This is a genomic window from Clostridium zeae (assembly GCF_017312485.1).
Lineage (GTDB): Bacteria > Bacillota > Clostridia > Clostridiales > Clostridiaceae > Clostridium_AR > Clostridium_AR zeae.
On record NZ_BMBA01000001.1, the window covers coordinates 1313843 to 1332903 of the forward strand.

The 19061-nt window shown below is 30.9% G+C and carries 24 protein-coding genes; 2 read left to right on the top strand and 22 right to left on the bottom strand.

Annotated features, from left to right (window positions below):
- Positions 1-112 precede the first annotated feature (112 nt).
- Positions 113-289, bottom strand: coding sequence for an aspartyl-phosphate phosphatase Spo0E family protein (locus J3477_RS06100; protein WP_206868753.1), 177 nt, complete (start codon positions 287-289; stop codon positions 113-115).
- 311 nt (positions 290-600) lie between these two features.
- Between J3477_RS06100 and J3477_RS06105 the strand changes: the two genes are divergently transcribed.
- Both J3477_RS06105 and J3477_RS06110 read left to right on the top strand, forming a co-directional pair.
- On the top strand, positions 601-990 hold the full coding sequence (locus J3477_RS06105; RefSeq protein ID WP_206868754.1) for a YmaF family protein: 390 nt from the start codon (positions 601-603) through the stop codon (positions 988-990).
- A gap of 1202 nt (positions 991-2192) precedes the next feature.
- Complete coding sequence (locus J3477_RS06110; RefSeq protein ID WP_206868755.1) at positions 2193-2615, top strand: HIT family protein; 423 nt, start codon at positions 2193-2195, stop codon at positions 2613-2615.
- Between the two features lie 523 nt (positions 2616-3138).
- Here the strand turns inward: J3477_RS06110 and J3477_RS06115 are convergent.
- From J3477_RS06115 to J3477_RS06215, 21 genes are all read right to left on the bottom strand, one after another.
- Positions 3139-4119, bottom strand: a complete 981-nt coding sequence (locus tag J3477_RS06115; RefSeq protein ID WP_206868756.1) for a substrate-binding domain-containing protein — start codon at positions 4117-4119, stop codon at positions 3139-3141.
- 52 nt (positions 4120-4171) lie between these two features.
- Positions 4172-6163 carry a methyl-accepting chemotaxis protein gene (locus J3477_RS06120; RefSeq protein ID WP_206868757.1) on the bottom strand — a complete coding sequence of 664 codons (1992 nt, stop codon included), beginning with the start codon at positions 6161-6163 and terminating at the stop codon, positions 4172-4174.
- Between the two features lie 331 nt (positions 6164-6494).
- Positions 6495-7391: a peptidoglycan recognition protein family protein gene (locus J3477_RS06125; protein WP_206868758.1), complete on the bottom strand. Its 897-nt coding sequence runs from the start codon at positions 7389-7391 to the stop codon at positions 6495-6497.
- A 39-nt stretch (positions 7392-7430) separates the two neighbouring features.
- The gene (locus J3477_RS06130; RefSeq protein WP_228731217.1) at positions 7431-7862 is read right to left on the bottom strand and encodes a phage holin family protein; all 432 of its coding nucleotides are present in this window, start codon (positions 7860-7862) and stop codon (positions 7431-7433) included.
- A gap of 60 nt (positions 7863-7922) precedes the next feature.
- Positions 7923-8189, bottom strand: a complete 267-nt coding sequence (locus tag J3477_RS06135; RefSeq protein ID WP_206868761.1) for a hypothetical protein — start codon at positions 8187-8189, stop codon at positions 7923-7925.
- An 11-nt stretch (positions 8190-8200) separates the two neighbouring features.
- On the bottom strand, positions 8201-10222 hold the full coding sequence (locus J3477_RS06140) for a phage tail spike protein (RefSeq protein WP_206868763.1): 2022 nt from the start codon (positions 10220-10222) through the stop codon (positions 8201-8203).
- 26 nt (positions 10223-10248) lie between these two features.
- A complete protein-coding gene (locus tag J3477_RS06145; RefSeq protein ID WP_206868764.1) occupies positions 10249-10395 on the bottom strand; it encodes a hypothetical protein in 147 nt (48 codons plus the stop codon).
- A complete protein-coding gene (locus tag J3477_RS06150) occupies positions 10395-10676 on the bottom strand; it encodes a hypothetical protein (RefSeq protein WP_206868765.1) in 282 nt (93 codons plus the stop codon). Before J3477_RS06150 ends, J3477_RS06145 begins: the two co-directional genes overlap by 1 nt.
- A gap of 10 nt (positions 10677-10686) precedes the next feature.
- Entirely contained in the window at positions 10687-11505 is an 819-nt protein-coding gene (locus J3477_RS06155; RefSeq protein ID WP_206868766.1) for a gp53-like domain-containing protein, read from the bottom strand.
- Positions 11505-11834 (bottom strand): BppU family phage baseplate upper protein, encoded by a 330-nt coding sequence (locus J3477_RS06160; protein WP_206868767.1) that lies wholly within the window; start codon positions 11832-11834, stop codon positions 11505-11507. Before J3477_RS06160 ends, J3477_RS06155 begins: the two co-directional genes overlap by 1 nt.
- A complete protein-coding gene (locus J3477_RS06165; RefSeq protein ID WP_206868768.1) occupies positions 11834-12652 on the bottom strand; it encodes a hypothetical protein in 819 nt (272 codons plus the stop codon). The genes J3477_RS06160 and J3477_RS06165 overlap by 1 nt, the downstream gene beginning before the upstream one ends.
- A gap of 13 nt (positions 12653-12665) precedes the next feature.
- Positions 12666-13049, bottom strand: coding sequence for a phage tail fiber protein (locus J3477_RS06170; RefSeq protein WP_206868769.1), 384 nt, complete (start codon positions 13047-13049; stop codon positions 12666-12668).
- A 20-nt stretch (positions 13050-13069) separates the two neighbouring features.
- Entirely contained in the window at positions 13070-13789 is a 720-nt protein-coding gene (locus J3477_RS06175) for a distal tail protein Dit (RefSeq protein WP_206868770.1), read from the bottom strand.
- A complete protein-coding gene (locus tag J3477_RS06180) occupies positions 13786-16002 on the bottom strand; it encodes a phage tail protein (protein WP_206868772.1) in 2217 nt (738 codons plus the stop codon). The genes J3477_RS06175 and J3477_RS06180 overlap by 4 nt, the downstream gene beginning before the upstream one ends.
- Positions 16003-16006: 4 nt before the next feature.
- Positions 16007-16273, bottom strand: a complete 267-nt coding sequence (locus tag J3477_RS06185) for a hypothetical protein (protein ID WP_206868774.1) — start codon at positions 16271-16273, stop codon at positions 16007-16009.
- An 8-nt stretch (positions 16274-16281) separates the two neighbouring features.
- Positions 16282-16719, bottom strand: a complete 438-nt coding sequence (locus J3477_RS06190) for a hypothetical protein (RefSeq protein ID WP_206868775.1) — start codon at positions 16717-16719, stop codon at positions 16282-16284.
- A 40-nt stretch (positions 16720-16759) separates the two neighbouring features.
- Positions 16760-17368, bottom strand: a complete 609-nt coding sequence (locus tag J3477_RS06195; protein ID WP_206868776.1) for a hypothetical protein — start codon at positions 17366-17368, stop codon at positions 16760-16762.
- A gap of 3 nt (positions 17369-17371) precedes the next feature.
- The gene (locus J3477_RS06200) at positions 17372-17740 is read right to left on the bottom strand and encodes a hypothetical protein (protein ID WP_228731218.1); all 369 of its coding nucleotides are present in this window, start codon (positions 17738-17740) and stop codon (positions 17372-17374) included.
- Positions 17737-18171, bottom strand: a complete 435-nt coding sequence (locus tag J3477_RS06205; RefSeq protein ID WP_206868777.1) for an HK97-gp10 family putative phage morphogenesis protein — start codon at positions 18169-18171, stop codon at positions 17737-17739. Before J3477_RS06205 ends, J3477_RS06200 begins: the two co-directional genes overlap by 4 nt.
- Positions 18171-18497, bottom strand: coding sequence for a phage head completion protein (locus J3477_RS06210; protein ID WP_206868778.1), 327 nt, complete (start codon positions 18495-18497; stop codon positions 18171-18173). The genes J3477_RS06205 and J3477_RS06210 overlap by 1 nt, the downstream gene beginning before the upstream one ends.
- Entirely contained in the window at positions 18497-19054 is a 558-nt protein-coding gene (locus J3477_RS06215; RefSeq protein WP_206868779.1) for a hypothetical protein, read from the bottom strand. The genes J3477_RS06210 and J3477_RS06215 overlap by 1 nt, the downstream gene beginning before the upstream one ends.
- Positions 19055-19061: the final 7 nt, after the last annotated feature.

Genomic DNA, 19061 nt, shown 5'->3' on the forward strand with positions numbered 1-19061 from the left:
ACAGAAGTTCAAATTATCTGCAACACCATTGTATTCTATGACATTAATTTATATTAGTATATAATTTCTTTGTTATACTATATTATATTTTATTCGTTTATGTTTGATACTACTATTCACCAATCTTTTCTTTTAAAAATTTATTGTACTGATTTAAAGCAAAATTTAAAGCTTTGCTTGCAGTAACAACTTCATCATCAACTAAATTCCACTGTTTTTTTTCAATTAAAAACTGTAGCCTTTCTCTTAATTTGTCAATATCCTTTAATAAATCTTCTAATTCTGCCATTGTTATCCTCCATAATAATCAAAATATAGCTATAATAATTGAACTAATTTCAGTCGCTTCACTCTTAAGCTATATTAATTGAATTTATATCTTTAGACTCTATACTATGAATCCTGCATACTATTAAAAAAATTTAAAAATCTTTGATATTTATATATTTAGACAAATCATTACTTTATTAGTATTGATGATTATTACAGTAATAATTCCTTCCAATTTTTAGATTACTAGCAAATTCAATTAATTTTAATGAACACTTTAATATCTGTTGCATATAATGTAGTGATACTAAAGATAAAGGAGAGATTCATATGGCATATGAACACTCAAAAGGACCTTATGATGACTATAATGACCTTGATGACTATAATGAGAGATATGTTGATCCATCTACCAAACAAAGACATGTTCATGAATTCTTAGGAAGTACAAAACTTGCTGAAGAAAATGACGAAAGACACAATCATCGTTTCGCAGGAGTTACAGGACAAGCCATACCATGTGGAAGATCACATGTTCATAGATTGTATGTAAACACTGACTTTTTCGATCATTTCCATGTGATCAGCATGACTACTGGACCAGCAATCGATGTTGGAAATGGTAAGCACGTTCATTTAGTTACTGGCATCACAACAATGAATGATGGTCATCGTCACAAATTTATATTTGCAACACTAATTGAAAGTCCATTGACTTAATATTTTTTGGAGAGGGTGACCTCTCCTTTTTATTTATCATAAGTAAAATAATATATAAGTTCTAAAAAGTTTTTTCATAAAAATATTGAAGTGCCAATATAATAATTTCTTCAACTTATTTTAATGATTTTTTACAAATATTAGAGTAATGAATAATATCTTTTTTTGTAGATAAAATAGTAACATGAGATTTTTTATACCTTAGCATAATTCAAATTTCAATCTATTTTTACACTTTACTTATTTTTACTAAATACACATCAAAACATGCATTACAATTTAATTCATTTGTTTAACAATTCCTGACTTCCTAAATTGAATACACTGTAGAAAGATATATCAATTAAAATACATCGCTTAATAATAAATGTTAACTTATTCAAAGTTAATTTGAGAGGTGATTTTTATTCTTATAAATATTTTTTTAGGGTTTATCATACCATGGATAGTAACATTGATTATTGTTAAAGATCGAAAAATCATTTATATTGTTGCTCCTTTAGCTAGCACGTTAGCTTTTCTTAGTAACGATTTTGGTTTTTATTTTTTCTGGAACCTTTACCCATTTGAACTATCCGACCTTGCTGGAACACCATTTAATTTAGGTTTGTTTTGTACTTTTCCTTGTACTTGTATATACATATGTAAAAAGTATAATTTTAATCCCTATGTAACCATGATAGTAGGTGCATTTTTAATAACTGCAGCTGAAGGTTGCGGTGTATTAATGGGAAGAGTCATTTACTTTAATAATTGGAACATATTTTTTTCTTTTCTATCATATTCTTTTCCACTTTTATTTTGTTATAAATACTACGTATTAGTAACAAAAAAAATACTAATTTAACTAGTAATTACTTTACTTAGCCATAACGCTTCTCTGTATACAAGATATTAATCACTCTATATCAGCAAAATAGATATTTAAATAAATATAACTTATTAATGGTAGCCTGTTAATAGGGATATTTTGTTGAAAAAGCCTGTATAGGCTTTTCTTTTGCTTACACATTTATAAACTTTTAACCACCTTTAGAATCATAATATTTGTCATAGTTAATGTACGTAACTAGATTTCAATAGAAGAAAAAAATATAAATTCAATTATTATCTTTATATTAGCATGTTGTAAACGTATATAAAAAGAGTTACAATATATATAATTGCACACGTGTGCAAATTAACTTAATGAGGTGTTATTGATGGAAAAAGATACTTGTTTTTATTGTGAAAAAGATGAAAGATTAGATATCCTGATGTTAAAGGTAACCAAACTTAATGTTTCAACTCTATATTTATTCAAAGAGCAAACCTATAAAGGCAGATGTGTTGTTGCTTATGATAATCATGTAAATGAATTATTTGAAATAAGTGAAAGTGAACTTGCTTTATTTATGAAAGATGTAGCGACAGCTGCAAAAGCTATTAAGACAGCATTTGGTGCTGATAAAATGAACCTTGGTGCTTATTCAGACAAGCTTCCACATCTTCACTTCCACGTTGTACCAAAATATAAAGACGGCTATAGCTGGGGTGGAACTTTCGAAATGAATCCTACAAACAATCTTAAGCTTAGTGATAAAGAATATGCAGAGATAATTGATGCAATAAAAGCAAATCTATAAAACTTCATGACCTACAAAAAAACTATTACATCAAAAACAATAGAATATATTTAAATTCTCATATAAAATTAGCCCTGCATATAAGGAGGTTTGTTTTCCTTTTTATGCACGGCCTTTTTCTAAGTACTTTATGCATTTTGCAATAGCTTCTTTTAAAAATAAATTATATAATTAGTGCTACTATAAAGCTATATCATCAAATTATATATTAATTAGTTATTACTTTGGCTTGTTTTTCTTTTGTTGTCCTTCACCACTTTCAGTTCTTTTAGTTCCTACATTAGTGTTTTGTTTGTTCTGTTCTTTTAAATTGTTTTTAGACTTAACCATAAATACTCACTCCTTTCAGAAGTTAGCTTTTCCTTTTGAAAAGGTAATATTCATAGTAATTTTTATAATGCTGAGTATAGTTTAACTAACTAGTAATTTTAGGAGCCCTAATAAAAAATTTAAATAGTAAAAAAGGCTCACTAGTAAATAGTGAAGCCTCATAAAATTCATATAAAAAATGTATTTTATTGTTTTAATTCATATATTTATCAACATTAGTTTTATCTACTTTCTCAAATGGTATCCATATATATTTACCATCACTAGTTAAGTTTTCTATCCCAGAGAGATTATTTCCTGATCCTAGTCTAATTGCAGCTTCCACCGCACTTATGCTTTGTCCTTTTGCAGATTGATATACCGAAAGCTGAATACTTCCATCTTTTATAGCTTTACATGCATCACTCGTGGCATCTACACCTAAAATAGGAACTGTCGAAGGATCAATATTACTCTCTCTTAAAGCATCCATAGCTCCCAGTGCCATATTATCATTATTGGCAATTATGCAATCAAATTTCTTTCCTGTAGTTAAAAATATTTTAAGCATCTCTTTAGCCTTTTCTCTGCTCCAATCCGCATTATCTTCAAATACATACTCAGCATTTATACCTTTATCAGCAAAAGTTTGCTTAACTGCCTCTGTACGTCCTTTTGTAGCTCTATGTCCCTTCTCTCCTTTCAATAAGACAACTTTAATATCACTCTTATTTTTCAAGTAATTTAGGATATACTCAGCTTCATACTGCCCAGCAACCTCTTCATTTGAAGAAACATAAATATACTTATTCTTCTCTAACAGCTTCCCATCTGGTTCACTATTCATAAAAACTATAGGTACTCCTTTTGCAACTTTTTCAAGCTCTAGTGCTGTAGTTGGGTCTACTGGTGCACATACAATTACATTATAACCACTAGAAACAGCCTCTTTTATTTGAGAAACTTGAGTTTCTATTACTCCAGCTGCATCCTTGACATCTAACTCAATCCCTTTACTTTCAGCATAACTCTTAGCACTATCTGCTAGCAGTTTACGATATGAATCAGAAGCGTTTGAAACAGCGAATAAAATCTTAACTTTCTTATTCGAAACTGTATTATTCTTTGTGCTACAACCTGAAAATATAACTAAACTAATAATTATAATTAACATTAATGATATCTTTTTCCTCATATGTTTTCCCCCTGATTTTATTATGCAGGCTTTTCCAATCAATCTTTGCCTCTTACAACTTAAATATCTTAACTTGCTTACCAAGCTCATCAGCTGTAGCCGATAACGTTTCGGCATCAACTGCTACCTTTTCACTATTTTGAGTGGTACTATTTGCCTGAATAACCATCACTTCTGAAGTAGCTAGAATTTCTTCCGAACTTGCTGCTTGTTGTTCAGCTATAGCTGCTACTGATGCTGCAACTTCATCTAAATTTCCTATTTTATCAATCATACCTTGTATTAACTTGTTTGTTTCATTGATCATATCAAAAATACTATCAAAGGTATCTGCAGTACCACTTATTAAGTAACTACTATCAGCTATATGCTCTGCACTCTCACGTGCTTGGCTTACAGTATCTGAAACAAGTCTATTTATTCCATTTACAAGCTCTGATATATCTTTAACTGAATCTGAGCTTGTTTTTGCTAATTTTCCAATTTCCATAGCAACAACTGCAAAACCTTTTCCTGCTTCTCCTGCTCTCGCAGCCTCGATGGATGCATTTAATGATAAGAGATTTGTCTGTTCTGCAATGCTTCCGATGACATTAATAATATTAGTTATTTCAGTAGAAGATTTCCCTACATTCCCTATAGCACCTTCAAGAGATCTTATGGAATCTCTTATGTTTGCCATTGCTGCATTTACCTTCTCCATATCTTGTCGTCCTTTTTCTGAAACACTAATTGTTTCCTTCATCTTTTCATCTACATTAATGCTGTCATCTCTTGTTGTAGATACCACGTTTGCTAATGTAGTTGTATTTTGTGCTACTTCACTCACTGAGCTTGCTAACTGTTCTACAGTAAGATTTAAGCTCTCCATAGACTGCGATTGAATCTTTGATGAATCATATAACTCTTTAGAAATTGCATTACTTCCCTCAGCTTGTACATTTAAATTAGCCGACATAATACCAATATTATTTATCATACTCCTCATAACTGTTATAAATTCCTTTACACTTTCTAACATAACAGAAATTTCATCGTTACCTTTTAACTCTACATCTACTGTAAAATCACCATGAGTCATTGCAACAATAGTATCTGTAAGCTTCTTAATTGGCTTTATTACAATTTGTACTACTCTTTCTACTAGAACTGCCAAAATTATAATTGATATAATAGCGATTATTATCATAAAAGTACGAAGTTTTAAGAGCTCTGCTAAAATAGATTTTGTTGGAACATATGATACAAGTACCCAGTTAGTTCCTTCCACTTGCTTAAACGCAACCATATTATTGTCTAATTCTTCTGAATTGTACTCTCTCTTATCTAACTTTTCTGCTACTTCCTTTAAAAACTTATTATCATTATTTGAATCAAGTTTAGTGGAGATAAGTGCATTATCACCGTATGCTAATATTGTTTTATCGTTTTTATCTACTAGCAATGATTCTGAATCTTTCATATCAGTCATTGAATTTACTATTATTGATATTTTGTCCAAAGAAAGATCTACTGAAAGAACCTTTATCTTACCTGATTTATCATTCAATATACCTGATGCACTAATAATATTTTTGCCTTCTGAATTCTTATAAGGAGTACCAAACCCCATGTTAATTCGTGTAATTCCCTGTTTATACCAAGTTGAACCTAAAACATCTTTATCAGATTTATTAGATTTTTCTGCTTTAAATAAATTTCCCTTTTCATCAGCAATGTAAAATCCTTCTGGATAATTGCTGTTATATCCATAGGACTTATTTAGTAAACCTTGCACCTGGCTGTCATTTAGTTGTGTGCTCTCAATTGAAGCTTTAATGGAACTAAATGATGCTAAATTCTCATTTAGCCAAGACTCAATTTGATTAACTTGCTTCTTGCTAGATGTCTCCAAAAGATCATTTGCTGAATTTGTAATAATGTTTTTGGATTTTGTATAGGATATGACAATGAGCAAGGAAACAGCTATAGCCATAAGTGGAATAATAATTGCAAGCAGCTTTATCTTGATAGAACTCTTGCTTTTCTTTTGTTTTGTATTCATAAGAATCTCCCTTCAATAAAAAATCGTTTATTCATCCTTTTCCCCAATCTAATTATCGTAACATTTATGAATAATTTAGAGGGTGTTGCACATTTTTTGATATTTTTCGACATATTTTTTATTTTCCTCAATGTGCTCCAGTAATTTTTCTTTTATTTTTTATTATATTTCTAACAAATCAACAATATTGTTACCACTTTATAACATATAGTGAACTTATTTTACTATTCCAAGTACAAAGAACAATATTTTCTACATTGATAGATCGCTTCGATATAAACCTTCATATCTAAAGATATAGAAATACATTCTTCAATCTGAAAATTATTTTTTAAACTCTTATATAACCACTTTTAGTGAATTCCCCTTTTGCAGTTGTATAAACTACATGAATCCACTCACCAACTTTATAAAGTATAGTAGCTCTTTCATTTGGATTTAATGAACCTATACATATACCATTAGGTGATTCATATGTTTCCTTTGATAAATCCTCATTTATCCAATTATAAGGATTATAATAGTTTATTAGTCTACTGTTAGTTATATATCCTTTTCTAACTCCAGAAGCAGTTGGATATTCAATCTCTACTAACTGCTTAGAGAAAAATACATTCAATACAGTTATATGATCACCGTCATCAACTCTTCTTGCTGGAACTACTGTACCATCTTTATCTCTAACGTAAAACCAATCTCCTTGTATTTTCGCATTATTAGGATAAGTAAATTTAGCTTGTTCAATAGTAGACTGTTCTGATGAAGCCGAGGTTATAACCTGAGAGCTTATGATTTGATTTTTCATTGCTTCTAATGGAAATTTATCTCCTGGGCAAGATGTTTGATATAGTTCTCTATGACCATATACATTCAAATTTCCATATCTCCTCTTTATATCGTTAATAAGCTCTAATCCTGAATTTAATTGAGCTTGAGGCATTTCTTCAAGCATGTAAGAACCTTCAAAGCAAATCCCTATGCTATTAAAATTAGCTGATGGGCAGTGCGAACCTCTCCAACTTTCTTTTCTGCCTCTGTAGATTGTACCATCTTTTCTGACTAAGTAATGATATCCTATGCCTGCCCATCCTCTAGCTAAATGCCAGCTGTGTATATCATATACGGTACATTTTGAAGCCTCAGCATGATGCAATACTATTCTTGAAGGTTTGTTTTCTCCTTCTAGGAAGTTCCCATTCCAATTTAATTGAGTTTCTATTATATTCATTGCTATTCTCCTCATATCATATACAATAAAAAAGAAGCTCTATTGAGCCTCTTTTTTATCAGTTATTATTTCTTTCTTATTTCCTTCTTTTAGTTGAACTAAGGCATCTTTCAACTGTACAGGTATTGGTAACCCAAGACCTGTACAGTTTTCTAATAAACTTATTCCTTCATTTGCTATATAAAAATAGCAAACCAAGGTTCTAAATACCCATGTCCCTGTATTTAGCAGCCTATCTAAAAGTACTGCAACTATAAGTACTATAAATATAACTGCTTTTCTAGCTATACCTCTTAATCCAACATCACTTGATATTACTTTATTAATATAAGCCTTCAAAAGTCCTGTTGAATAATCTAATGCCATAAATGCTATTAATACCATAAGTGCAGTATCCCAAGCTCCAAAGGCCCAAGTCACTCCTGTGCCTATTGCTGCGATGCTTGTTTTTAAAATATTTTCTTTGTCCACTTTTACCCCTTCCTTCATACTATTTAATAAAATAAAAAAGCAATTAGCTAACCTAACTGCTTACATATACTTAATATTAAATTCTTCTGAACTCTTTTTCTCTAACTGCTTAGTTTCAAGATTTACTTTATAATTTCCTCTTATTATTTCATTTAGGAAACCACTCTCTTTACTTCCATCCTCTAAACTAAATGATATAGAATCACAAATTTGTTTTATATCTCCTGCTCTATCGCCGAAAAGGCTTTCAAGAGTCTGTTCATTTTCATCTACTATGCAAGGTGAAGTTATTTCTCCATCTCTTTTATAATATGTTATAAATATCATTTTACTTCCTCCTATTTTGAACCTATTACCTGATACTGAACATTCATTTTACCATCAGTAACCCAAGTATTTGTTCCATTGTTTATTAATAAGTGAGTTACTCCACCTTTTAATATAAGTTGATTATTTTCTATATAATAGCTATTTAAATAAAATTCTCCAAGTGAACTATAGGTATTTCTATATGTTACAATTATTGAGACATTAACACTTTTAAAACTACAATAATTAAAAGAATCATCTAAGTTTATTCTAACTTCTTGGTTTGTTGTTATCCATACATTACCACTCTGAACAATAGTAATAGGATAATAATAGTTATTATTTAGTTTCTGTTTAAAATCTCCATAAGCATATACGTCTTTATAGAACGTTATAGGGTACGGATTTCCTAAAGCTCCCATATCAAAATCAATAAAACTTTCTGTATTAGTTGGACTCGTATGTTTTCCAATAGCTATATATTTGTTATTCTCTGCTCCTATAGTCAATCCATTTTTACTGGTATCATTACCACTATAGGTAGACATTATTGCACCAGTTTGTGCATTTGAACCACTTTGAAAATCGTAGAATTTTATGTCTTGATTAACCATTTCTATAGCTTTTAGGCCACTAGAATCATAGGTTTTAAGCTTTCCACCACCTAAATCAAGCTTAAAAGTTCCATCAAGAGATTGAATTACGCCAGTACGAACTAAACTCCCATTTATTGTACCGTCTATCATAATTGCCACTACAGGATCAGAATCAAATCCGTTATTATATGCTAACAAACCATCTTTACAAAGTTGTAACCCTTCCTTTGCAGTAGCTTTATCTGTAGTATCCATAGCTAAGATTTCATTTAGCTTTACTATTACATGACTATTATCTAATCCCATTTTCATTTGCTCTTTAGCTTGATTTATAAATCCACTTTGAGGATCCTTAAACTGATTTAAAGTATTTATTATTTTATTTATTGTAGTTACATTGCTTTGAATAGCATAATTACTTAAAGTAATGCTTGTGTGCTCTTGCCTTTTAATGTCCCAGTACCGTTCTATGACTTTAACCTTAACATTCATTTTGAAATTATCTTCATATACTGTGATTATATCACCTAGCCTAATTTCCTCTAATATTGCAAAGTCTTTATATTCCTCTGTTTTTGAAATATCTACAAAATTTATTTTATATTGGGCTTTAAGAATATCAATCTTATCTGCACTAAATTTCTTTTGTGCTGCTTCAAGTAATTGCTGTTTAGCCATAGTTTCAGTTATACCATTTTTATCATCTATACCGATATTAAACTGTATTTCAGCACTCTTAACAGTAGCATAATTCCCTAAATAAGGAGAATCTATATACTTGCCCGCTATATTTAATCCATTATTCCCCTTTGGATAAATTCTTGTTATAACTGTGTCTATATCTGTATATGCCTCAAATCCTGTCAAATTTTTTCTACTCTTGATAATCACATTATTATCTGAACCTATCGAATTATTAATTGCAATATTATATTGTCTTCTCGATACTTCTCCACCTAGTCTGTTAAGAAAACTGTTATCAGCACTGAATATAGCTTCATATACGCTTTTATTTAAAAAATAACTTGTTCCTTGCTCTGCTATATCACTGGAATAAGTAAATCCTAAATTTGGCGTTGTAGTATGTGTGAAAATCCAGTTTAAAAATTCATATCCATTAAGCTCAGTTGGTCTTACATCTTCAAGCCACATATTAGTAGTATCATATGTTATGTGTCTAGCATAAACTTCTATTCTACCATTCAAAGTTTTAGTCAATTTAGCTATTCTAAATATCTCATATCCATATATATCATTACATCTTATAATAGCTTCTTGTTCAATGTAATTGTGTCTATTAAATTCCTTATCCATTAAAAAAGTTGCTTGTAACCCATATTCACCATTTAATTTCTCTGTTATTTTTCCACTTATGCAGATATCATCTAGTATTGCCAGTCCATTAGTATTTAAGATTTCATCCCTAGAACTAAGCATATTATAAATAGTTATCACTATATCACCCTCTTTTAGGTAAAATTCTACTGTGATTCAAGTTTAGCCTGTACTGCATCCTGATATTCTTTAATCTTAATATCTTCAATCTTAAAAAATTCATTTGTAGTGGGATTTATTTCACCATTTTTAATTTTTCTTACTAACATATCTACATATATTTGATTAACCATTATATCAAGCCCCCCTGTGTCAACTGTAAATTTTCTAAAGCTTCGATTCTTAATTCAAATTCGCTTTTTGGTATTTCTATATGAGTTATCTCAACTTCTTTAAATATTTCTTCAAAAGTTTGTCCATTTACATCATTGATTCCATATTCTTTTCCTTTGCCTAATTCATCAAAAAATTGTTTATAAATTTCACCACTTATTGGTATATCAGTCTCTAATATTTCATGAACTAAACTATCTTTAAACCCAATTTTCCCATTTTGCATAAATAAATATTGCATATTAAACCTCCTAATATCCTATAGCCCAGTAATCATACCACCTAAAATCACCGCTGGTTACACCATTTACATAAGCAGTAAATCCAGAACTTGTAACTGTGCCTGGAGCTACACAACCATATCTTCCATCTGTTGATGCAACCTGTGAATACACTTTTAGGCATATATTAGGAAATGCTATAGGGAATGTTACCGTTATACCAGTACTTACACTTAATCCCCCCCATTGAAGGATTATTCCACTATCTAATACTTTATATCCATTACCATTGAAGTTAGTTGCATATTTGAGACTAGATACTGTTTGAAATGTTCCAGTTGGCAGTACACTGATTATCGATAAATTGTTATAAAAGATAAATCCACCTGCATTAAAAATAGGACATATACAATAGTTTTCATAATAATTTGTATATTGCACATATATATCTGTAATGCAATTTGTAGCACTAACAGTAGTGACAGCTTTTACGTTGGCATTACCAATTATAGTGGCATTACTGATATTTAAGTCCACGCTTGGATTTTGACCTAGAGGATTTTGTTGTTTTACTCTGCATTCCACAGTAGCCCTAGGAAATATGCCACCGCTTCCACTAGCTCCTCCAAACAGTTCAAATCTTACTTCTGAATTCGCGTACTGATAAGTTAATGTAACACTACATACTTTCGCCCAATAATTGTTTCCAGTAGATCCTGCACCGGCTAAATAATAAATACTGCTTCCATCATTGTTGGATTTATTGTTGTTTAAATAGTTAAAATCATTTTGAAAATCTGATAAATTAAAACTATCATTTATTGTTTTACTTGGTATTATTAAAGGCATTATACCACTCCTTCCTCGTAAACCTGATATTGTATTGTTTGCTCACCAGTTATTATAAAATCTATAGTTTCTATACTAATATATAGAGTATAAATACCTGCTGCTGCGGTATCCTCTCCTTGCAAAGTATACTGGCATATGCCATTAATTTGATCCAAAATAATAACGTGGCTATTATTATCCACGCTAGTTATATTCTTTAATAGAGCTCCATCTTTAAACAATTTAACTCTAATGGTAACACCAGTTAAAGAAATATTTGCACCAGAACTATCATAAAAAGTAAGTTTAAAATTTATTCCTTTATCTCCTTTTGCTACTTTAAGCATTAAACAATCACTCCTCTCTCTAACGTTATATCAATAGTAGCTAAATCTATATATTTCTTTGCATTTAGTTGTCCAAAATTCATACCGTTTAGCGTTGAATAGTTATCCCAGTCTAAATTCGCATCAAATCCAAAACTTGTATTCAAATTAGTGAATTTATTAAAATTGATAATATTTTCCATTATTTTCTTAAGTGGTAAATTAAATAATAAGGTCTGCTTACTAGGTTTAATATTTTGGCTACCTGCTACAATAGAATATCTTCCAACAAAACTTGCATTTCTGTATATTAAGGTCTTTTTCCATCCAATAAACCCAATTGCTGTTTTTGCTGTTATCGCTGCTGTAGAATATCTAATTAGCCTTAAAGTTGCATTAGCTATTATTATTGTATTACTTATGACATTTGCAGAACTATATCGCATTGTTATTGCATTAGTTAAAATGCTAGAAGTCCCCGTCATATCTACATCAACATAAAATTTATTAAGCGCATTTACTAAAGTATTGGAAACTCCCAATATATCTGAATATACATATTTTTTCACTATACAATTCGCTGTAATTGTTGATTTTCCAGTAATGCTTGTATTATTGTATTTTACGGTAGCATTTATAGCATTAGCTGTTATTGAAGTAACACTATTTATACTTACTGCATTTACAAACATCATTTTAAGAACTTCAAAGGTTAGCGAATCATATCGATAATTATTTAATTGACCAAAAGTAAAATTAACTAAATTAGCATAGCTACTATTACCTTGTAAGCTTCCAATAACTTTTATAGAAACCGAATTATAAATGAGGTCTGCCATGAAGCATCACCCCTTAATCTAAATTAACCGTTACTTGCCCTGCGTTAAATATCATCTGATTATTAACTCCAACCGCTTGGCTAGTTCCTAGAGCTGCACTAAATAGCAAATTGCCTGCTGATACAGCATCCCTTATTCCTACATGAGTTACTGTGCCCCAAGAAGCTGTTGCTACTGGGAAAGTTATTGTATTTGTATTACTTACAGTGTTTGAAGAAGGTACTCCAAAAGTTATAGCTTGTCTTACATAAGCTCCACCGCTTACCTCAGTTCCTGAATCTGCCTCTCCTGGATCACTTGTGTATAACGCTAAATAAACTGTCGTAGGTTGTGTGTAAGCTGTGTTTCTTAACACTAAATTTAGTAATTTATCCTCTAAATAATTGCTCATACTCATAATTTAATATCTCCTCTCTATTATAAAAATCTCCATCTTGGTTTTACTTCTATCTTTGTCACATTACTACTTAAATTAATAGTATTCTTACCTCTTTGTAATTGTAGATCCTTAAATTCTCCGTTAGTACTATCCATATAGTTATAGTTATAAATATCTTTATAAGCTAATCCCTTTAAAACATCTAATTCTATATATCCATTAATATTATTCAAAAATATAGTATTATCATTTATGGTTAAAGTAAGATTTCCAGTACCATACACCTTATAATAAGGCTCACTATATACGTTTCCTACATTATATATAGTGCTATTGTTTGTTAGCGTAATAAAATCTTCATTCACTTGATACTTGAAAGGCTCACATATAAATTTAGCCTCAAAATCCCCATATAAATCTAATTGCTGCGTTATATTATCACTACAATTTACTTTTTTAACTTTGTATATTCTTTCTTCATCAAAGCTAAAAATCAGATTATTATCTTCTATATAGTTAAACCATTCTATTATTCTGTCTAGGTTTCTATAAAAATTTTCTTTTGAAATCACTCGAAACTTACAAGGTATTGTTTTATCCTTATATGTTCCTAAACTCCTTGTTAATGTACCACTTCGCCCATCTATAGTAATACTCTCACTATCTTCAAGGGTTAATGGTATAGAAGGTCGTTCAGTTAGATATAATCCAAAGTCCTTAACACTATCACATTTATTAAATATAAGGCTTGTTATCACTTAAAGCTCCCTCCTAATTCTCTGCTATTATATCTATCAATTACATCTTGATTTTCCGCTACTAGCTCGGCTAAAATTCTGCCATCAGGAAGCATGACTTGAACAATATTATTTCCAAAACCTACTTTTCTTATTGCTTCTGCCATTAATTCTGGAAGCTTATTTAGAGGCATTATTGCTTCTCCTCCTGTACTCGGCTCGCCTCCAGCCATCACATTGCCAGTAGTTGGATTAATACCAAAAGCCATTGGCTTAGTCATTATTCCTCCTTCAGCGTACCATTCAACACCTAACTTTGGAACTCCTTGAGTAAACCACTTTAGTGGATCTATACTTCCGCTTAAAGTAAAATGTGGCAGCTTAATCTTAGGAAATAAATCTGTAAACCAACTTTTTACCTTACCAACAAACTTTTGTAACAATTGCTCTGCTTCAGATATTGGTGACCATATTGCATCCTTTATTCCACTCCATATTTTTGATACAGTACCTTTTAGTCCCCCGAAGGTTCCTTCAAGTTTAGCTGCAATTCTTTCTACCGCACCAGAGACAGAACTAGATATGCTAGTCCAAATTTCTGCAATATAATTTTTTATGCTGCTGAAAACTTCTGAAACTTTGCTACCAAAGCCTTTTATTTGATTTACTATTGCTCCAATTAGTTTCTCAATTATTAGCATATATAAATATTCTAATGCACCAAACAAGATTGCCTTAATGCCATCCCATACTCCTTGCCAATCGCCTTTTATTAATGATGCAACAACATGAAATACTCCACTTATAATTAGAAGTACAGCTTGAACTTTTTCAAGTATCCACCCTAAATAGGCTACTGCAATATCAAAAATGTATTTACCGAAAGTATTCCATATTGCCATTATTATAGTTGTTCCATCTTGTATAATACTTTTAACCATAGTAAGACAATTATTAAATATTTGAATAATCCTATTAACAGTATCTTGGTTATTGTTGAACCAATCCTCAGCGGTCTTAATTATGGCTGAAACTAACTGAAAAAAGCCTTCTCTAAGAATTGTAAGAATATTTAGTATCCATTCTAAAGAAGTCTGTAAAGAACTTGCTGTTCCATCTAATATATGGGCTCCAAAAGCATCCCATATATTCATTATTAATTTTATACTATCCTGTATTATCCCTTTCACTACATTTAAACAATCGTTAAAGGTTTGAATAATTTTATTAATGGTATTTTGATTCTTGTTATACCAATCTTGAGCTGTTTTCGTAATATCTGAGACTATTTCTATAAACCCATCCCTTAATGTAAAGAAAATATTCTTTAAGCTATTTATAGTATTTCCTAAATTTCCAGCTATTCCTCCTGCATCTGACAATTGTGACATAAAGGTACCTAGGTTAAAGCTCTGAGCTTTAGCTGTAAGTTGCTGAATTGTATCAGTTATATTTTTTAACACTCCAACTACCACATCAAGTACAGGAGCTCCAAATACTGATATGAATCTCTCCCAAGTAGCTTTCAGATTCTCAACCACATTTGAATAGTTACTAGCTTCACGAGAAGCCTGCCCCATTGCCCCTGAATTTTTATAGATTCCCTCCACTGTGTCTATTAGCAAAAACTCCTTTTGAGTATCATTTAGATCTTCCCAGGATTTTTTATACTTTTCTTTTGCAATAGTATCCATTTTTGTTGCATTGATATTGACTCCAATAGCATCTCCTGCTTCAAAATTTCCCATAGTAATTGATTTTAGGCTTCCAACTACATCCTCAAGAGAGGTATCATAATATGCTGCTGCATCTGCCGCTGACTTCATATACCTTTTTGTCAAATCCAATGATTCATTAGCATTAGCCCCATTTCCTCTAAAGGTTCCATAAAAGCTTGACCATGTTCCTTTAAGTCTATCAACAAATATATTTTGATCCTTAGCTTGTTTTGTGATAAGCTCCATAGCTTTAGCTTGATCACCTTTAAAGGTTTGAGTGAACTGTGAATCTAAAGCTTGGATATTAGCAGTTGTTTCAACCATCTTCTTACCAAAATCTATTACCTTATCTACATCAAAGGCTTCAACAATAGCATTTCCTATTCGTTTAAAGGCACTGCCCATTTTACCTTCGCTTTCTTTAGCTTTATTAGTAACCTTATCTAAACCTTCATGTGCCTCATCAGCATTGGTTACTATTCTGCCTCCCATGGTGAATAGCTCCATCATTCCCATAATATCACCTCCTTGGCTCTATATATTTAAAGGCATCTTCCATAATTTCGTCTACATCCTTAGCTGTCAGTTGTGATGCATTTATCTGATTTATTATCTTGTCCTTAAAGTCTTGATAAGTTATATCAGACAAAATTGATTTATGAATATAATATTCGTACATCTCTTCATCCATGGATTTATCTAATAATGAAAGCAAATAATCTCTTAGGTCTCCAAAATCATTAAAGGTCTCTAAAAGCTCATTTACATTTGCATATCTTTTAAACAATAAATCCTTTATCTTAAACTCTGAAACACGTTGGATGAAGCAATACATTTGAAAAAATCAACAAGTTCCTCCTTAGAAAAGAACTCCATAACTAGATTTGTGTACTCAAGCATTCCAAGCTCTCTAATATCTTTTACATCTACAGTACATACTGAAGATAATAATAGATTTATATCTTCTTTTGCTAAGTCTAAGTTACACATAGTTGTATTTAGTATATCTGCAAACAGCTCCATACCTATCTCCATCTTTTCTTCTTCTGTGTACTCTTTAGTTCCTTCACTATCTTCTACACTTAAGGCTTCTTGGCTTTTCTTAGCTACTTCAGCTCTTTTCTTTATGAAATCAAGAATCATATCCTTGACTTTAACCTTTGCTAAAATCTTCATCATAGGAAATAAATCTTGACCACTTAACTTTCTCATCTCTAATTTAATATTTTCCATGGTTCCTCCTAAATTAAAAGACTAGGAATTAATTCCTAGTCTAAGTTGTTATTGTTTCTGGATATATGATCTGCCATATACCATTGTAGTCTTCAGGTTTGTCCGCATCAGCTCTAGCCTCAAACTTTATTGGTATTCCAGCTTCTGTTTTATCCTTAGTTTCTACTGAAAGCCCAGCAGTATTTAAAGCATTTTTAAGAATTATTATAACTGGGTTAGTTTCTCCAGCTATTTTCCCTACATAAGCTATATTGGATATATAATCACTATCTAAAACCTTATTTCTTCCTGTAATTATCTTATAACCAGTTGGAGCTGTTGTTCCATCAGCATCTTTAATATCAGCAAATAAGGCACTAGCTATATTTTCCTTCTTCCATTCCTTTAAAGTCCCTTCTAAAGTAGCCTTCACACTTTCGATTACATCATTGCCTTTTACCTCAGTTAATAAACCATCAACTTCTGGTTGTCTTAAACCAATTGCAATATTAAGTTTACTTCCACCTACAGTAGCCCCTAATGGATCACCTGTATATTTTTTTGATGTGCTATCATACTTTACATTCTTAAAAATAGCCCCTGCATCAAGTAAGTAATGCTTTGCTGTGTCTGAGCTATATCCTGTAGTTTTTAAATCTGTTGTTGCCATTTATTATTTCCTCCAATCAACTTTACAATATAATTGAATATTCCTTCTTTTAATCATTTCTGAACCAGTTGGAATATTTCTTGTAGTATTATACTTAAACTGAAGCAGCACTTTATCAGTAAGTATATAGTTACTTTTAAAGTGCTGCTTTATATCATGCATTAAATTTTCTAATTCAATTGTGTTTGCTCCACAATCATCAAATATATCTACATCAATATAAAAGCCTTCTTGATCTTCTAAATTTTCACTGGAAAGTGAATAGGTCAAATATGGATATTTGACACTTTCCGAGGTATTATATTCTAAATAACTTTCAGAGCATAAATTTTTAAATTCTTTATTTAATTCTTCCAAAAAAGGTATCATCATTTCACCTTCTTAAAGCCTATACTAGCATTAGCCCCAATATCTTTTAGGCACTTTTCTAGTAAAGCTTGTATATTTTTCTTCTGACCTCTGTATCCTGGCCTCATATAAGGTTTAGGATGTTCGCCATAGGTAAATATTTTCTCTCCTGTTATGGGATCATTGTATACCCATCCGCCTCTTCTCCCTTGCCCATTTTCTGCAAATTCACCAGTTCCGAACTCAACATATATAGCATAATCTTCCCCAGTACCTATTATTACAGACATATCACCTTCATTAACCTTGTATGAAATTGAATTTTTAAGTTTTGAGGTATCAACTGGAACCAGTGGTTTTATGGCGCTCACTAATAATTCTCCAACTTCCTTAAGCCACTTTACTTGTACCTGCCTTATAGCTTCTTTACATGCATCAGAGTTATCTTGAAACATTACTTGTCACCAATGAACTTTAAGTATATTTCTAGATGCCTATGAAACTTCATTGGATCATCTACCAAAGTGATATCATATCTGTTGCCCTGCTCATCCTTGATATAATGTACTTTTCTTTTTATACCTTCTATATACTCAGTTAAGAAGATATGAGTAGATTCTTCCATAAAAGAATTATTAGTTGTTTTTTCTTCTCCACTTAGAAGATCTAAAAATCCTTTAACTTTAAACAACTCTGTCGGAACCTCTATAAATCCCCCAATTCCATTTTCAAGCTTATTTATAACGCAAACTGAGTATTGATCACAATCATCAAAATTCATTAAGCCCACCTCAGCTTTTTATACTTGTTTAAAAATTTCATTAAAACTGCTGGATATCCCTCTATGCTTTCAGTAGAATTCACATCGTAATAAGTCACTGAATATCTTGATATGCTTTCCTGTTTAATCCCTAACTTGTCAGCCATTTTAAGATCATACTGTATTAACTTTATTACCCCTTGTACTAAGTCATAAGGATAAGCTATCTTAGTTACAAGTGCAGAACCTTGCTCCTCCAGTATAGCTTCATCTACCTTTATATAAGTATCTGTTACTTCTGATATAGTGAAGATGCCTTTATTTAATAAACATTCATCTATATCTATTGAATCGCCTTGTCTAAAGCCTAATTTCAAAAAATTATTTCCTGAGATAACATTGCCTTCAACTTGAAAATTAAGTTTTTTATAACTTCTTATCTTATTATCTAGAAATTTATTGTTCGTTAGGTTTCTTACCATTATCTCTAGAGCTTTAAGTTTTTCTTCTAGCTCAAAATCTTTTGATGTATCATCTACAGGTATTAATTTCTTTGCTTTATCTAAAGTAATTATCAACTAATCA

Excerpts from the sequence above, each read along its gene's own strand:
- J3477_RS06205 (WP_206868777.1), bottom strand. The coding sequence starts at position 18,171 with ATGTTTCAAGATAACTCTGATGCATGTAAAGAAGCTATAAGGCAGGTA.
- J3477_RS06125 (WP_206868758.1), bottom strand. The coding sequence starts at position 7,391 with ATGAATATAATAGAAACTCAATTAAATTGGAATGGGAACTTCCTAGAA.
- J3477_RS06105 (WP_206868754.1), top strand. The coding sequence starts at position 601 with ATGGCATATGAACACTCAAAAGGACCTTATGATGACTATAATGACCTT.
- J3477_RS06100 (WP_206868753.1), bottom strand. The coding sequence starts at position 289 with ATGGCAGAATTAGAAGATTTATTAAAGGATATTGACAAATTAAGAGAA.
- J3477_RS06160 (WP_206868767.1), bottom strand. The coding sequence starts at position 11,834 with ATGCTTAAAGTAGCAAAAGGAGATAAAGGAATAAATTTTAAACTTACT.
- J3477_RS06165 (WP_206868768.1), bottom strand. The coding sequence starts at position 12,652 with ATGGCAGACCTCATTTATAATTCGGTTTCTATAAAAGTTATTGGAAGC.
- J3477_RS06180 (WP_206868772.1), bottom strand. The coding sequence starts at position 16,002 with ATGGGAATGATGGAGCTATTCACCATGGGAGGCAGAATAGTAACCAAT.
- J3477_RS06195 (WP_206868776.1), bottom strand. The coding sequence starts at position 17,368 with ATGGCAACAACAGATTTAAAAACTACAGGATATAGCTCAGACACAGCA.
- J3477_RS06170 (WP_206868769.1), bottom strand. The coding sequence starts at position 13,049 with ATGAGTATGAGCAATTATTTAGAGGATAAATTACTAAATTTAGTGTTA.
- J3477_RS06190 (WP_206868775.1), bottom strand. The coding sequence starts at position 16,719 with ATGGAAAATATTAAATTAGAGATGAGAAAGTTAAGTGGTCAAGATTTA.
- J3477_RS06120 (WP_206868757.1), bottom strand. The coding sequence starts at position 6,163 with ATGAATACAAAACAAAAGAAAAGCAAGAGTTCTATCAAGATAAAGCTG.
- J3477_RS06115 (WP_206868756.1), bottom strand. The coding sequence starts at position 4,119 with ATGAGGAAAAAGATATCATTAATGTTAATTATAATTATTAGTTTAGTT.
- J3477_RS06145 (WP_206868764.1), bottom strand. The coding sequence starts at position 10,395 with ATGGTTAATCAAATATATGTAGATATGTTAGTAAGAAAAATTAAAAAT.
- J3477_RS06135 (WP_206868761.1), bottom strand. The coding sequence starts at position 8,189 with ATGATATTTATAACATATTATAAAAGAGATGGAGAAATAACTTCACCT.
- J3477_RS06110 (WP_206868755.1), top strand. The coding sequence starts at position 2,193 with ATGGAAAAAGATACTTGTTTTTATTGTGAAAAAGATGAAAGATTAGAT.
- J3477_RS06200 (WP_228731218.1), bottom strand. The coding sequence starts at position 17,740 with ATGATGATACCTTTTTTGGAAGAATTAAATAAAGAATTTAAAAATTTA.
- J3477_RS06210 (WP_206868778.1), bottom strand. The coding sequence starts at position 18,497 with ATGAATTTTGATGATTGTGATCAATACTCAGTTTGCGTTATAAATAAG.
- J3477_RS06150 (WP_206868765.1), bottom strand. The coding sequence starts at position 10,676 with ATGCAATATTTATTTATGCAAAATGGGAAAATTGGGTTTAAAGATAGT.
- J3477_RS06155 (WP_206868766.1), bottom strand. The coding sequence starts at position 11,505 with ATGCCTTTAATAATACCAAGTAAAACAATAAATGATAGTTTTAATTTA.